At 72.6% G+C, this 14059-nt stretch carries 10 protein-coding genes; 9 read left to right on the plus strand and 1 reads right to left on the minus strand.

The genetic code is table 11. The features are described from left to right. The first annotated feature begins 30 nt into the window (after nt 1-30). The 9 genes from I6A81_RS09245 (at nt 31) to I6A81_RS09285 (ending at nt 13193) form a co-directional block, all read left to right on the plus strand. Nucleotides 31-4209, plus strand: a complete 4179-nt coding sequence (locus tag I6A81_RS09245; protein ID WP_307874551.1) for a putative bifunctional diguanylate cyclase/phosphodiesterase — start codon at nt 31-33, stop codon at nt 4207-4209. A gap of 512 nt (nt 4210-4721) precedes the next feature. Further along, the gene (urtA, locus tag I6A81_RS09250) at nt 4722-5951 is read left to right on the plus strand and encodes an urea ABC transporter substrate-binding protein (protein WP_203004518.1); all 1230 of its coding nucleotides are present in this window, start codon (nt 4722-4724) and stop codon (nt 5949-5951) included. A 32-nt stretch (nt 5952-5983) separates the two neighbouring features. Next, nucleotides 5984-6862: an urea ABC transporter permease subunit UrtB gene (urtB, locus tag I6A81_RS09255; protein ID WP_203004517.1), complete on the plus strand. Its 879-nt coding sequence runs from the start codon at nt 5984-5986 to the stop codon at nt 6860-6862. Beyond that, complete coding sequence (urtC, locus tag I6A81_RS09260; protein ID WP_203004516.1) at nt 6859-8103, plus strand: urea ABC transporter permease subunit UrtC; 1245 nt, start codon at nt 6859-6861, stop codon at nt 8101-8103. Before urtB ends, urtC begins: the two co-directional genes overlap by 4 nt. Continuing rightward, nucleotides 8103-8936, plus strand: a complete 834-nt coding sequence (gene urtD / locus I6A81_RS09265; protein WP_203004515.1) for an urea ABC transporter ATP-binding protein UrtD — start codon at nt 8103-8105, stop codon at nt 8934-8936. The genes urtC and urtD overlap by 1 nt, the downstream gene beginning before the upstream one ends. 8 nt (nt 8937-8944) lie before the next feature. Continuing rightward, nucleotides 8945-9637, plus strand: coding sequence for an urea ABC transporter ATP-binding subunit UrtE (gene urtE / locus I6A81_RS09270; RefSeq protein ID WP_238429593.1), 693 nt, complete (start codon nt 8945-8947; stop codon nt 9635-9637). Nucleotides 9638-9958: 321 nt separating this feature from the next. Beyond that, nucleotides 9959-10834: an SAM-dependent methyltransferase gene (locus I6A81_RS09275; RefSeq protein ID WP_307874552.1), complete on the plus strand. Its 876-nt coding sequence runs from the start codon at nt 9959-9961 to the stop codon at nt 10832-10834. Nucleotides 10835-11160: 326 nt separating this feature from the next. After that, entirely contained in the window at nt 11161-12330 is a 1170-nt protein-coding gene (locus I6A81_RS09280; RefSeq protein WP_307874553.1) for an alpha/beta hydrolase family protein, read from the plus strand. A 254-nt stretch (nt 12331-12584) separates the two neighbouring features. After that, on the plus strand, nt 12585-13193 hold the full coding sequence (locus I6A81_RS09285; RefSeq protein WP_238428855.1) for a hypothetical protein: 609 nt from the start codon (nt 12585-12587) through the stop codon (nt 13191-13193). A 55-nt stretch (nt 13194-13248) separates the two neighbouring features. On the opposite strand, the gene I6A81_RS09290 is transcribed toward I6A81_RS09285, so the two are convergent. After that, nucleotides 13249-13890, minus strand: a complete 642-nt coding sequence (locus tag I6A81_RS09290; protein ID WP_203002420.1) for a hypothetical protein — start codon at nt 13888-13890, stop codon at nt 13249-13251. Between the last annotated feature and the right edge of the window lie 169 nt (nt 13891-14059).

A 14059-nucleotide genomic window follows, 5' to 3' on the forward strand; every position in this document is an offset into this window, starting at 1 on the left:
AGCTGCGCGGGAGGTGCGTTGGTCGCCGCGGTGACAGGGCTGGTGGCCGACGCCGTCTCGGCCGGCCTGCTGGTGGTGAACGCCGAGGGCCGCGTCGTGTGGGTGAACGCCGCCCTGGCCGAGGTCGTCGGTCTAGGGCCGGCCCAGGGCGCCGCGGCGGCCGCGGACGAGCCCTCGGCGGCCGGAGCGGACCAGATCGCCGAGCGTCTGGACCAACGGTTGCCGGAACGCGCCCGGGCGCGGCTCGCCGTCGCCGAGGCCCGGCTGCCGCTGTCCGGGCTGGTCCCGGGCGCGGGACCGGTCGACGTGGCCTGGACCGCGCCCGACGGCGCCGAGCGCTGGCTGCGGCTGCGCTGCCAGCGGCTCGCGCTGCCCGGCGAAGGCTGGGCCGACGGCCTCACGCTCTATGAGGTCTTCGACGTGACCACCGGCTACCGGCGCGACACCGGGGCCGCCGGGGAGATCGATCCCGCGGCGGGCTGGGCCGGGCCGCCAGGCGACGAGGCGTGGCGGGGCACCCCCGAATGGGACCAGGCCGCCTGGGGCCCGCCGATCACCGACGACACGGTAGTGATGGCCCGCCCCACCGTCCCTCGTCCGCCCGTGCCACCGCCAGGCGAGGGCGGCCGGCCGGTGGGCCAGGCCGACCCGCCCGGCGTGTGGGTCGCCGCCACGCCGGCGCTGTCCGACGACGCCCGGTTGGCTCGGATCGAGGAGCTCACCCGCACCGGCACCTGGGAATGGGATCTGGGCAGCGGCGCGCTCGTCCACTCCCGCAACATGCGGATTCTGCTCGGCTTCGACCCGGCCGAGCGTGTGGACCCAGCCGAGGTGCAGACGCTGCTGCCGGACCTGGACCTGCGCATGATCCGGACGGCCCTCGGCGACGCGATCGGCACGCCCGGCACGTTCACCTTCATCCACCGGCTGCGCGACCGTGTTGGCCAGGGGGAGCGGGTCTTCGAGTGCTTCGGTGAGGTGGTCGCCGACGAGTCCGGCCGCGCGCTGCGCGTGCTCGGCACCGCGCACGACATCACCGACCTGCACCGCGTCCAACAGGAGCTGGAACATCTCGCCGAGCATGACGCGCTGACCGGGCTGTTCAACCGGCGGGCGCTCACCCGGGTGCTGCGTGAGCACCTCGCCGCCTTCCCAGCCGGCCGGGAAGGCTCGTTGCTGATCATCGATGTCGACCACTTCAAGGACGTCAACGACCTGCGGGGCCATGCCGTCGGGGACATCGTCATGCGCGGCCTGACCCAGGTGCTGCGCGACGAGCTGTCCGGCGGCGTGCTCGGCCGGCTCGGCGGCGACGAGTTCGCCGTGCTGCTGCCGACCGGCGACGGCGCGGCGGGGCTCGCCGTCGCCGAACGGCTCTGCCAGGCGGTCGCCCGTTCGCCGATCCCGGTGGACGACGCCGCGCTGCGGGTGACCGTCAGCATCGGGGTCGTCCCGCTCGCCCTGGTCGACAACGAGACCGCGGCGCTCGCCCAGGCCGACCTCGCGCTCTACGACTCCAAGGGCTCCGGCCGGGACCGGGCCCGGTTGTTCACCGACGCGCAGTACGAGCAGGCGGCGCTGCGGGTCTCCGTCACCCAGCGGGTGCGCGCCGCGCTGGAGAACGGCACGCTCGCCGTCGACGCGCTGCCGCTCGTCGACCTCGCCGCTCGCCGGATCATCGGTTACGAGCTGCTGGTGCGGCTGCGTGACGGCCTGTCGCCGGAACTGTCGCCCCGGGAGTTCCTCGAGCCGGTCGAGCGCACCGAGCTGGTGCTGCGGCTGGACCGGTGGGTGGTGGGCCAGGCCGTCGCCGCGCTCGCCGCCGACGGGCCGCACGGCTCGCTCTACCTGCATGTGAACGTGTCGGCCCGCTCCGTCGAGGACCCGGGTTTCGGCGACTTCATCCTCGACGCGCTGCGCGACGCGGAGGTGGACCCGACCCGGCTCGGACTGGAGATCGCGGAACGGTCCACCCTCGTCAGCATCGAGCCGGCGCGCCGGCTCGCCGAGAAGCTCACCTCGGCCGGCTGCCGGTTCATCCTGGACGACTTCGGCGTGGGCATGGGCTCGGTCGTCCACCTGCGCAACCTGCCGTTCAGCGGGGTCAAGATCGACGGGGACTTCGTCCGGCAGGCGGACGTGAATCCGCAGGACGTCGCGCTCGTCGACGCGGTCGTGCGGATCGCGCGCACCCTGGGGATGTACACCATCGCCGAAAACGTCGACCGAGAGCCGCTTGCCAGGGTCCTCGCGGATATCGGCGTCGACTACGCGCAGGGTTTCCACGTCGGCTCGCCGCGCCCGCTCGCCGAACTGCTGGCCGAGATGACGGTCACCGGCGCTGACGGCGACGCGTACCGCGCCGAGTCGGCCGCCGCGCACCCCGACCGCGTCGAGGCCGAGCAGGGCGATCCGGACCGCGCCGAGCGTGAGCGAGTGGAACGGGCACACGCGGAGGTCGAACGCGCCGAGCGGGAACGGGCGGAGCGGGTACACGCGGAGGCCGAACGCGCGGAGCGTGAGCGCGTGGAGCGGGAACGGGCGGAAGTCGAACGCGCGGAGCGTGAGCGCGTGGAGCGGGAACGGGCGGAGGCCGAACGCGCCGAGCGGGAACGCGCCGAGCGGGAACAGGCGGAGGCCGAACGCGCCGAGCGGGTTCGCCTGGAGCGGGAACGGGCCGAGCGGGAACAGGCCGAGCGCGAGCGGGCGGACCGGGAACGGGCCGAGGCCGAGTGGGCCGAGCGCGAGCGCGGCGAGCGGCTGCGTCGCGACCGGCTCGAGTCCGAGCGGCGGCGCGCGGAGAACCGTGGTTCGGTCTCCTGGGAGCGGCCCGGGCTCGGCAACCTCGAACCCATTCCCGGGCCGCCGCCGCCGCCCCCGGTCGCTCCGCCGCGCCCGACCTTCCCCGGGCTGAGCCATCCCGGCGCCGCTTCGCCCGGCCAGGGGCCGGTGGACGACGAACGGCCCGGCTGGTCCGACGGCCCGGCCTCGACGCCGATCGCCTACCCGTCCTCGTTCCCGTCCGTGACGCCGCCCTCCGCCGACCAGATTCCCGACTACCCGCCGACAGGTGACCTCGCCATCGGTGGACCGCCGAGCGGCCCCGTCTCCCTCGGCGGCTTCGGCGCGGGCGGGCTCGGTGGCGGGTTCCCGCGGGGCGGCTACTCGTCGAACCCGCCGCGGTCCGACGGCTACCAGGGCGGCGGCTACGGCGGCTACGACGCGGCCCGGCCCGACCCGCTCGGCCTTGACAGGGTTGGCTACCTCGGTCGCGACCCGCTGTTCGGGCCCAGGATCACCCCGCCCGCCGGGGCCGGCGGGCAGCCGGCCGGGGGGACCCCGCCCGCCGGGGCCGGGGGGCAGGACGGCTCGCCTGGCGCCTGGGGCACCGCGGGCGGCGCCGGCCCGGCGCCGTGGGACATCGTGTCCGTCGGCGGAATCGTCGCCGCGGGCCCCAATCCCGAGGCTCCGAAGAACTCCGGTGGCGGTGCCCGCAACGGCCTGGACATCGGCGGCATCAGCCGCCTAGGTGGCTTCGGGGGCGCCGCCGGCGGGGCCACCGTCGAGGACGACGCCGACGGGGGACCGGAGAAGCCGGCCTGGTCCGACGGCCGCCCGAGCCCCGGGGATGGCCACGACAACCCCACGGGTGGCTACCTCGGCTCCGTCGACAACCCCGTCGATGGCCACGCGGGACGGCCGGAGCGGACGCGGCCCGAGGCGCATGGTGGGTGGCCTGAGGCGCATGGTGGGTGGCCCGGCTCCGGTGAGGCGCCGCCGCGCGCGGCCGAGCCACCTCGGCCAGGCGGCGGCCGAGGGGCGCACCGCCCGCCCGAGGCGCGTGACCGCGGCGAGGTGATAAGGCCGCGTGGGCTGGGCGGCGCGCTGCCGTGGGGCCGGCGGCAGACGGTCGACCCGCTGGCCGGCTCGACGTATGTCTCCGGCGCCGGCGAGCAGGACCCGAGCCAGGTGGAGTGGGCGCCGGTCGGCGAGCCGACGGGCACGGCCGTCGCGCCGCCGCCTGATTCCGCTGACACGCAGGTCGTCGCGATCAACGGGCAGTTCCAGGATGGCCAGGCTGCCAACGGCCAGGCTGCCGACGGCCAGGTCACGAACGGCCAGGTCACGAACGGGCAGGCTCCGAACGGGCAGGCCCCGGATGGCCGTGCCGACCGCGGCCCGTTCCACGGCCTCTACCGCTGGCCGTAGCGGGACGGCGGCCGCTCGGCGATGGCCGGGCGGCGCGCCGCCGCTGCCGGCCGCCCGGGCTGCGTCCGGGCTGTGAGAGCCCTCGTCGCCCCCCGCGCCCGCGGCCGTTCTCGAGGGCACCGGGCTGTGTGATTCACATTACAGAAACGTGGGTACACCAGGGCGTGCCGCCCGTGCGCGGGCGTGGTTCTCCGTGAAACGCGCGCGAAACGGGTGGCGCCCATTTTCGCCGCGTATCCGAAACGCGCGCGAAACTCCCGCGCCAGGCTGTAAATATCTGATGAAGCCGCGCCTTTCCGGTGGCGCCCCGGCTGGCGTTGCCCTAACCTGATTTCCTTTGCCCGGGAATTGATTCGCGGCCTCTCTTCGGACTGTTCGGCGGAGTCGCCCGGGTCGCTGGTCCGCAAAAAAGTCCTCGGGGCTGGATTAACTTGCGGGTAACCTGCCGGCCCTGTGTTGGTAACCAATTTCCCTAAACTGATCGATATCAGCGTCCTAGGGAGGGCAAGGAATTGTTCGGTAAGTCCTGGCGTAGGCTCGCGCCGCTCGCGGTGCTGCCTGCTCTCCTGCTCGCGGCCTGTGGGGGGTCGGGGGATTCCGACGGGGGCTCGTCCTCGTCAGACACGATCAAGGTCGGCCTGCTGCACTCGCTCAGCGGGACCATGGCCATCAGTGAGGTGACGGTTCGGGACTCCGAGCTGCTCGCCATCGAGGAAATCAACAAGAAGGGCGGGGTTCTCGGCAAGCAGCTCGAGCCGGTCGTCGAGGACGGCGCCTCGGACTGGCCGACCTTCGCCGAGAAGGCCAAGAAGCTGATCACGCAGGACGAGGTCGCCACGGTCTTCGGTGGCTGGACGTCGGCGAGCCGCAAGGCCATGCTGCCGGTCTTCGAAGGCAACAAGGCGCTGCTCTGGTACCCGGTGCAGTATGAGGGCCTCGAGCAGAGCCCGTACATCTTCTACACCGGCGCCACCACCAACCAGCAGATTGTCCCCGCCCTGGACTACCTGGCGGAAGAGGGCAAGAAGAAGGTCTTCCTGGTCGGCAGCGACTACGTCTTCCCGCGTACCGCCAACAAGATCATCAAGGCGTACGCCGAGGCGAACGGCATGGAGATCCTCGGTGAGGAGTACCTCCCGCTGGGCTCCACCGAGGTCTCGACGATCGTCAACAAGGTCCAGCAGGCCAAGCCTGACGTCGTGTTCAACACGCTCAACGGCGACTCGAACGTGGCCTTCTTCAAGCAGCTGAAGTCGGCCGGCATCGGCCCGGACCAGATCCCGACCATGTCCGTGTCCATCGCCGAGGAAGAGGTCAAGGCGATCGGCACCGAGTACCTGTCCGGCCACTACGTCGCCTGGAACTACTACCAGACGACCGACACGCCCGCGAACAAGACCTTCGTGGAGGCGTTCAAGGCCAAGTACGGCTCCGACAAGGTCACCTCCGACCCGATGGAGGCCGGCTACAACGCGGTCTACCTGTGGGCGGCGGCGGTCGAGAAGGCCGGCACCACCGACGTCGAGGCCGTCAAGAAGGCGTCGGACGGCATCGTGATCGACCTGCCCGAGGGCAAGGTCACGATCGACGGCGCGACCCAGCACGTCTACAAGACCGCCCGCATCGGCCTGATCGGCGACGACGGCCAGATCAAGGAGGTCTGGGCGTCCGACGGCCCGATCAAACCGGATCCCTTCCTGAAGGGCGCTGACTACCCGTGGGCCTCCGGGCTGTCCTCGTAGGCATCAAGGGTCGATAGCAGGGGGCGGTTGAGGTGAACGGGTTCCTGAACCAGTTGCCGATCGGGCTGAGTATCGGAGCGGTGCTGCTGCTGGCGGCACTCGGTCTGACATTCACGTTCGGCCAGATGGGCGTCATCAACATGGCGCACGGCGAGTTCATCATGGTGGGCGCCTACACGGCGTACATGTTGCAGGACTGGGCCGGGCATGAAGCGGTGCTCGCGGCCCTGCCGGTGGCCTTCATCGTGGCGGGCTTGTTCGGCGTGATTCTCGAGCGGACGCTGATTCGAAGGTTCTACGGGCGACCACTCGACACGCTGTTGCTGACGTGGGGCGTGAGCCTCATCCTGCAGCAGCTGGTTCGGGACCTGATCGACAACCGCGGCGTCCAGGTCGTCGCCCCCGGCTGGCTCATCGGGGGCGCCGATCTGGGCGGTATCCGGATTCCCTACAACCGAGTGTTCATCCTCGGCCTGGCGGTCGCCTGCCTGGTGGCCATCTGGCTCTACATGAGCCGCACCCCGGCCGGCCGGCGGATGCGGGCCGTGATGCAGAACCGCGAGCTCGCGGCCTGCAGCGCGGTCCGCACCGACCGGGTCGACCAGATCACCTTCTTCATCGGCTCCGGGCTCGCCGGCGTCGCCGGCGTGGCGCTCACCCTGGTCGGCACGATCAGCCCGACCCTCGGCACCAAATACATCGTCGACGCCTTCCTCGTGGTCGTCGTCGGCGGCCTCGGCCAGCTTCGCGGCGCGTTGATCGCGGCGTTCGCGCTCGGCATGCTCAACAGCTACGTCGAGTTCTGGACCAACGCGAGCCTGGGCAAGGTGCTCGTGTTCGTCGCGATCGTCGCCTTCCTGCAGGCCCGCCCGCAGGGCATGTTCGTGCTGCGCAGCCGGGCGCTCACATGAGCGCCCCCGTCGCCGACGCCGCCGAGGCCCCGGCGGCCGGGAAGCCGGCCACCAGCGGCGGGTGGCGCGCCCGCGTGGTCACGCCCCAGCTGCCGTGGCGGGTCGTGTTCATCGTCGTCCTCGCGCTCGGCCTGCTCGCGCCGTTCGTGCTGGACCCGGCGTTCCGGCTGCCGCTGTTCACCAAGTACCTGTGCTATGCGATCGTCGGGGTCGGGATCGCCCTGGCCTGGGGCCACGGCGGCATGCTGACGCTCGGGCAGGGCCTGTTCGTCGGCCTCGGCGGCTACTCGATGGGCATGTACCTCAAGCTCCACGAGGCCGGCCCGGGCAACGTGCCGGACTTCATGTCCTGGAGCGGCGTCGAGAAGCTGCCCGCCTTCTGGGAGCCGTTCCGCAACCCCGTCGTGGCGATCATCGGCGTGATCGTTCTGCCGATCATCGTGGCGACCGTCCTCGGCCTGCTGGTGTTCCGCCAGCGGGTCCGGGGCGCGTACTTCGCGATCCTCACCCAGGCGCTCACCGCCGCCTTCGTGATCCTGCTGATCGGGCAGCAGGGCTACACCGGCGGCACGAACGGCCTGACGAACTTCGGCTCGTTCTTCGGCATCAACCTGTTCGAGGCCAACGGCCAGCGCAAGCTGTACTTCGTCACCGCCGGCGTGCTGCTCGTCATCTTCCTGCTGCTGCGGCTCGTCGTCGCCAGCCGGTTCGGCCGGCTGCTGCTGGCGATCCGCGACGGCGAGGACCGGGTCCGCTTCCTCGGCTACGACCCGACGGTCATCAAGACGATCGCGTTCGCGATCTCGGCGGTGACCGCGTCGGTCGGCGGCGCGCTGATCGTGCCGGTGGTCGGCATCATCAACCCCGGCATGCTCGACATCGTCCCGTCGATCGAGCTGGTGATCGCCGTCGCCGTTGGCGGCCGCTACTCGCTCGCCGGCGCGGTCATCGGCGCGGTCGTCGTCAACTGGGCTCGGACCAACTTCTCCGAGGACTACCCGTCGGGGTGGACCTACTTCCAGGGTGCCCTGTTCATCGGCGTCATCGCCTTCCTGCCACGCGGGATCGCGGGCATCGTGCCGCAGGTGCGCGACGGCGTGCCCGTGCTGCTGAAGAGGCTCGGCATCACGCTGCCGACCCGCTCCGGCCCGCCCGGCGGCCCACCGGCCGCGCCACCACCCGGAGGCGCGCCGGTGCTGATACCCGGTCAGGGCACCCCTGAGGCCAAGGAGGCGGTGTGATGACGACCGAGGTGGACATCCCCGCGCCGCCCCCTGCCGGCGGGTCCGGCGAGGCGCTGCTCGCGGTGCGCGGCCTCCGGGTCGTGTTCGACGGGTTCGTGGCGATCGGCGGCATCGACTTCACGGTGAACCGGGGCGAGCTGCGGTTCCTCATCGGTCCCAACGGCGCCGGCAAGACCACCCTGGTCGACGTCATCACCGGCCTGACCAAACCCGCGGCCGGCTCGGTGACGTTCGGGGGAGTCGAGCTGGTCGGCCGCCGCGAATACAGGATCGTCAAGCTGGGCATCGGCCGGACGTTCCAGACGGCGACCGTGTTCGAGGACCTGACGGTCCTCGAGAACATCGACCTCGCGGCCAGCTTCCGGATGGCCGTCCCGAAGCTGTTCCTGCGCCGCAGGGGCGTCACCGACGCGGTCGCGCAGGTGCTGGAGACGACACAGCTCGCGGAGCTGGCCGACCGCAAGGCCGGCGTGCTCTCCCACGGCCAGCGGCAGTGGCTGGAGATCGGCATGCTGCTGGCCCAGGACCCCCAGCTGCTCCTCCTGGACGAACCGGTCGCCGGCATGACCAAGGACGAGCGTGAGCGCACCGGTCTGCTGCTCCAGCAGATAGCCGCGGAACGCACCGTCGTCGTCATCGAGCACGACATGGAGTTCCTGCGGCGCTTCGCCAGCGTCGTCACCGTCCTGCACGAGGGCAAGGTGCTGACCGAGGGCACCGTGGCCGAGGTCCAGGCGGACCCGCGTGTCCAGGAGGTCTACCTGGGTCGCAAGAAGGAAGACGCCGCCGCCGGATCGGCGGCGGTGCTCGGGCTGGAGGCCACCCCGTGAGCGACCCGATGCTGAAGGTGACCTCGCTGGACGTCGCCTATGGCCGAGCCCAGGTCATCTTCGGGGTGAACCTCGAGGTCCCGGCGGGCGCCCTGGTCTGCGTCATGGGGCGCAACGGCGTGGGCAAGACGACTCTGCTCAACGCCCTCATGGGAGTCCTGCACCCCTCGGCAGGAAAGATCGAGTTCCAGGGCGAGAACATCACCAAGGTTCCGACCTATGACCGGGTCCGGCGCGGGATGGGCTACTGCCCGCAGGGGCACGAGACGTTCCCGCAGCTCACGGTGTACGAGAACCTCCAGGTCACCTGGGAGGCCGCCAAGGGCAAGAAGGGCGCCATCGACGAGGCGCTGGACGTGTTCCCGCGTCTCAAGCCCTTCCTCAAGCGCCGAGCCGGCTTCCTGTCCGGCGGTCAGCAGCAGATGCTCGCCATGGCCCGAGCCATGGTCACCGGCCCGAAGATGCTGATCCTCGACGAGCCGACCGAGGGCATCCAGCCCTCGATCGTGGCCGAGATCGAGGAGGTCATCGAGCGCCTGCACAAGGAGGTGGGGCTCGCGATCCTGCTCGTCGAGCAGTACGTCGACACCGCGATCAAACTGGCCGACTCGTTCATCGTGCTCGACGCCGGTCTGGTCGCGCACGTCGGCACCGCGGCCGACCTCCACGACGCCGACCTGGTCCGCCTCCTGGCGGTCTGACCAGGCCGGGCGCCGCCCGGGGCCGGGGGGGGGGCGCCCGGGACACCCCTGCCGCGGGACACCCCTGCCCGCCGCGGGCCGCGCCGGTGGCGTCGCGGCGCCGGCGTGCTGAGGGGATCGTCACGCCCCGCGTGGACTGGCCATGAGGTCCTCCACACGCCGCGACTGGCGCGCGGGCCCACCTGCGCGAGGGCGCGCGGGCCCACCTGCGCGAGCGGACGGCCCCCGACCACCCGGGGCGAGTCCACGCGAGGCTCGTCACGCCTACGGACTATGCTGCGCCCAAACAGGTATGACACGGATGGTAAGGGGCAAGTCGCGGTGGGGAACCCGGACACGTGGACGGCGGACGAGGCGGACTTCCCGGCCTGGCAGGAGTCCGCCGCGGGCCGGGTGACGCCCGTCGAGCTGAAGACGGACGTCGCCCACTCGGCGCGGATGTACGACTACTTCCTAGGCGGGAAGGACAACTTCCCGGCGGACCGGGCGGCCGCGCAGCAGGCCCTCGCCGTTTTCCCGGAGATCCCGCTCGCCGCCCGCATCAACCGCGCTTTTCTGCACAATGCGACCAGGTACGCCGTTGAGTCCGGGATCCGGCAGTTCCTCGACGTCGGGACCGGCATCCCGACCCGGCCGAACCTGCACGAGATCGCTCAGGGCATCGCGCCCGAGTCGCGCGTCGTGTACGTGGACAACGACCCGATCGTGCTGGCGCACGCCCGCGCGCTGCTGACCAGCAGCCCGCGGGGCCGTACCGCCTACGTCGACGAGGACCTGCGCGACCCGGGCCGCATCCTCGCCTCCGAGGACCTGCGCGAGACCCTCGACCTGACCCGCCCGGTCGCGCTCTCGCTGATCGCGGTCCTGCACTTCCTGTCCAAGGACGAGCAGCGCGAGGTCGTCGGCGAGCTGGTGGCGGCAGTGCCGTCGGGCAGCACCCTGGCGCTGACCCACGGGACGTCCGACTACGACCCCGAGCACGCCGAACGGCTCGCCGCCGTCTACCGCGCGCAGGGCATCAACATCACGACACGTACCCGGGCCCAGGTCGAGGAGCTTCTCGACGGCCTGGACCTCATTGGCCCCGGCGTTCGCGAGATCCACCTCTGGACCGCCGACGGCTCCCCGGTCGAGTTCACGGCCGAGGCCGCGGCCGCCGGCCGCGCCATCTACGCCGCCGTGGGCCGCAAGCCGTAGCACGAGCCCGCACCCGTGAGCTTCAGCCGTGGCGCGAGGCGCACGGATCACCACACGGGCTGGGGCGGCCGCCGGCCCCGAACCGGCGGCACCACCGGGGGATGAGCGACCGACCGGTCGGGCCTGGCGTGGTTCGTCCCGGGAGCCGATGACTCCGCGGTCGCTGTCACCTCGGGTCAACTACTGTTCGTAGCGTGGCTGCGCCATTTCGTAGTCGGCTTCCCTGCGTCTGGTCCTCTCGGACCTCCTCGACGCGGCCGAGCGCGCGCTGGGTCCGCGCGCTGGTGGCGGCCGCGCTCGTGGCCGGTGGTGGTATCACCGGCCCGGTGACCATCCCGGCCGCGTTCGCGGACGGACCGGCCGCCGAGCCGCCGCCGGCGGCCTGCGCGCCCGCCGCCGAGCACGCCGCGGTGAACCCGGTCGGCGACCCCGCCGGCCCGGACGCCCCACCCGCTCCGGACGAGCCGGGCAGCCGCGGCGTCGGCTACCGCACCGTGACGATCGTCGACCAGGCCCGCGGGGGACGCGTCCTCGCGACGTCGGTCTGGTACCCGAGCCGGTCGCGCCTGCCGGCCCCGGCCAGGGCGGCTGTCATGAGCAGAGAGACGACCCCGGCGAGCTACGAGATCGTGCCGAACGTGGGCCTGCGGTCGCGGGTGGCCGTGGCGGACGCGCCCCCGGAGGCCGGCCCGTTCCCGCTGGTGGTCTTCTCCCATGGCAGCGCGGGCAGCCGGGTGCAGTTCGCCTCGCTCGCCGAGGCGCTGGCCAGCCACGGCTACGTCGTCGCCGCGCCCGACCACGTCGGCGACACGATGGCCGACGCCGCGGCGGGCCGGAGCGCCTCCATGGTCGCGCTGGCGAGCGACCGGCCGCTGGACGTCCGCGCCGTTCTGGACTGGATGCTCTGCGCCGGCCACCCGTTCGCCTCCATGGCCCGGCCCGACCAGGTCGCCGTCATCGGGTTCTCGTTCGGTGGCCTGACGGCGGTGACGTCCACCATCGGCTTCCTGCGGGCGCCGGCCGATCCCCGCGTCCGGGCGGTCGTGGCGATGTCGCCGGCGACGGAGGTGCTCTCGGCGGAACTGCTCGGCCGGGTGCGGGTGCCCACGCTGCTCCTCGGCGGGACCGACGACGGCCTGACGCCGGTCGAGCGCAACGCGGACCGCACGTTTCGCGGGCTGACCGGGGCCGCGGACCGGATGGAGGTGGTCGTGCCGACGGCGACGCACAACTCGTTCAGCGATCTGTGTGACCAGGCGTACCTGGCCGGCGACGCGCGGGTTCCAAAGGCGATCCAGACCCGGCTGCGGCTGGGCGCGCTGGTCACCTGCGTGGCGCCGATGGTGGACGCGGCGCAGGCGCGTCAGGTGGCCCGCTGGTACACCGTCGCCTACCTGGAACGGCATCTGCGCGGCGACACCCGTTACGACCGTTACCTCGCCCCCGACGGCGCCAGCGCCCTGGCGGTCCCGGTGACCGTCCGCACGGCGCCCTGACGCCCGGGCGGCGGGCGGCCGGGCCGGCAGCCGAGGGCGCGTCCGGACAGTGGTCCCGGGCGGGTGAGGGGGTCGTTCTGACCTGCGGGTCGTGGGCGGTTGCGAGGAATAGTGGTGGCCGTGACCCTGTAAGGGATGACCCAGCTGGGTCCGACCCGTTACCGTGTGCCGACCGGACTGGTACGGGCTCGTGCCCTGTCGCCGACCCGGTCGCGTGGCCGGTACCGTGCCAGTTTGACGGCCATTGTGGTCGGTTGAGCGGCGCGGCGGCGCACGCGCTCCAGGAGGAGGTCAGAGCGGCGATGTCCGCGCGGCAGGTGCGCAGGTTCCAACTGGAACGGGACGTGGACGTGTCCGGCGTGTCGGGGACCGGCGCCGTCGCGTTTGGCGCCCAGGCCCCGGACGGCACCTGCGTCCTGTGGTGGTCGTCCGGCCTGGAGTCGACGACGATCTACCGTGACATGGAGACGCTCCTGGCCATCCATGGCCACGGCGGGATGACCCGGGCCATCTACATCGACCCGGAGAGCAGGGACGGCGCTCCGGCTCCCGGCGGGGACGGCGGCGGCGGCCACGAGGCCAACGGCCAGGGCGCGGGTGGCCACGGGGGCAACGGCCGTGGGGCCAACGGTCACGGAGGGAATGGCCACGGCGCCACCTCCCACGGCCGAGGCGCCGACGCGGCCGACGCCGTCGAGGAGGAGGGCGAGCTCGTCCAGGCCGGCCCGGACGGCGCGGAGGCCGGCGACGAGCCGTCGTGGGCGGTCGCGCGGGCGCCCCGGGGCGTGCCGCGCGCCGCGGCGCACCAGCAGGCGACCCGGTCCGTGAGCCGCCCCGCCCGCCCGCCGGCCCGGTCGTCCTGACGGTCGGGCACCGCTCGCCCCCGTCATGGGCGGCCCGCCTGGGCGAGGACAGGCGTCACGTCAGCGGTCGGAAGGAGCCTGCCCGGGGCTCGTCGGAGTCCTGGGTGTAGAGGGCGAGAGTTCCGGCGACGTCGCGCAGGTCCAGACCGTAGGCGGCGAGCGTCGACCACAGGCTGGCCATGAGCAGAAGGCCGTGGTGCAGGAGGCACTCGGGGTAGCCGGTGACGCGGGTGCGCGCGGCGGCCTCGAACGCGCGCGCCGTCGCGGTGTCGTTCGTCAGGGCGGCCAGCGCGCCGGCCCGGACCTGGGCCGTGAGCAGCTCCCAGATGCGCTCCGTCTCCGGCGCCTGCGGGCCACGCCAGAGGCCGCTCAGGGTCAGCTGGGCGAGGACCTGGGTGGGGGAGTGGCCGGTGCGCAGGTGCAGGCCGACGGCCCAGGAGGCCATCAGCCAGCAGAGTGAACGCAACGTCGGCATGGGGTCGCCGGCCAGGCTCCCGGTCAGGGCCTCCTCGGCGTCCTGGCGGGTCGCGGGGTCGAGCCAGCGGGCGACGTGCTGTTCGACCGCGACGAGCTCGCTGATCGAGAGGTCGGCGGGATGCGGCCGGGTGAAGGCGGCGGCTCGGCGGGACTCCGGGTCGACGAGCGCGAGGGTGCCGGGCTCGGGAAGTGTCTGCCAGGCAAGGCCCGCTGGCGCCATGCCGACACACGCTAGCCCCCCGGAGGGTGTTTCACCACACGTTGGACGAATCGACGCGGCGGCTCGCCGGTGTCGCCACGCCCGATGACCAGGACTCCGGCGCGGTCCGGGGGCGCCGCGAGAACGGTCCCTGGCCGGGTGAGCGGGCCGGGCGGCGGGTATCCGGGTA

This window comes from Frankia nepalensis (assembly GCF_016786325.1).
GTDB lineage: Bacteria > Actinomycetota > Actinomycetes > Frankiales > Frankiaceae > Pseudofrankia > Pseudofrankia nepalensis.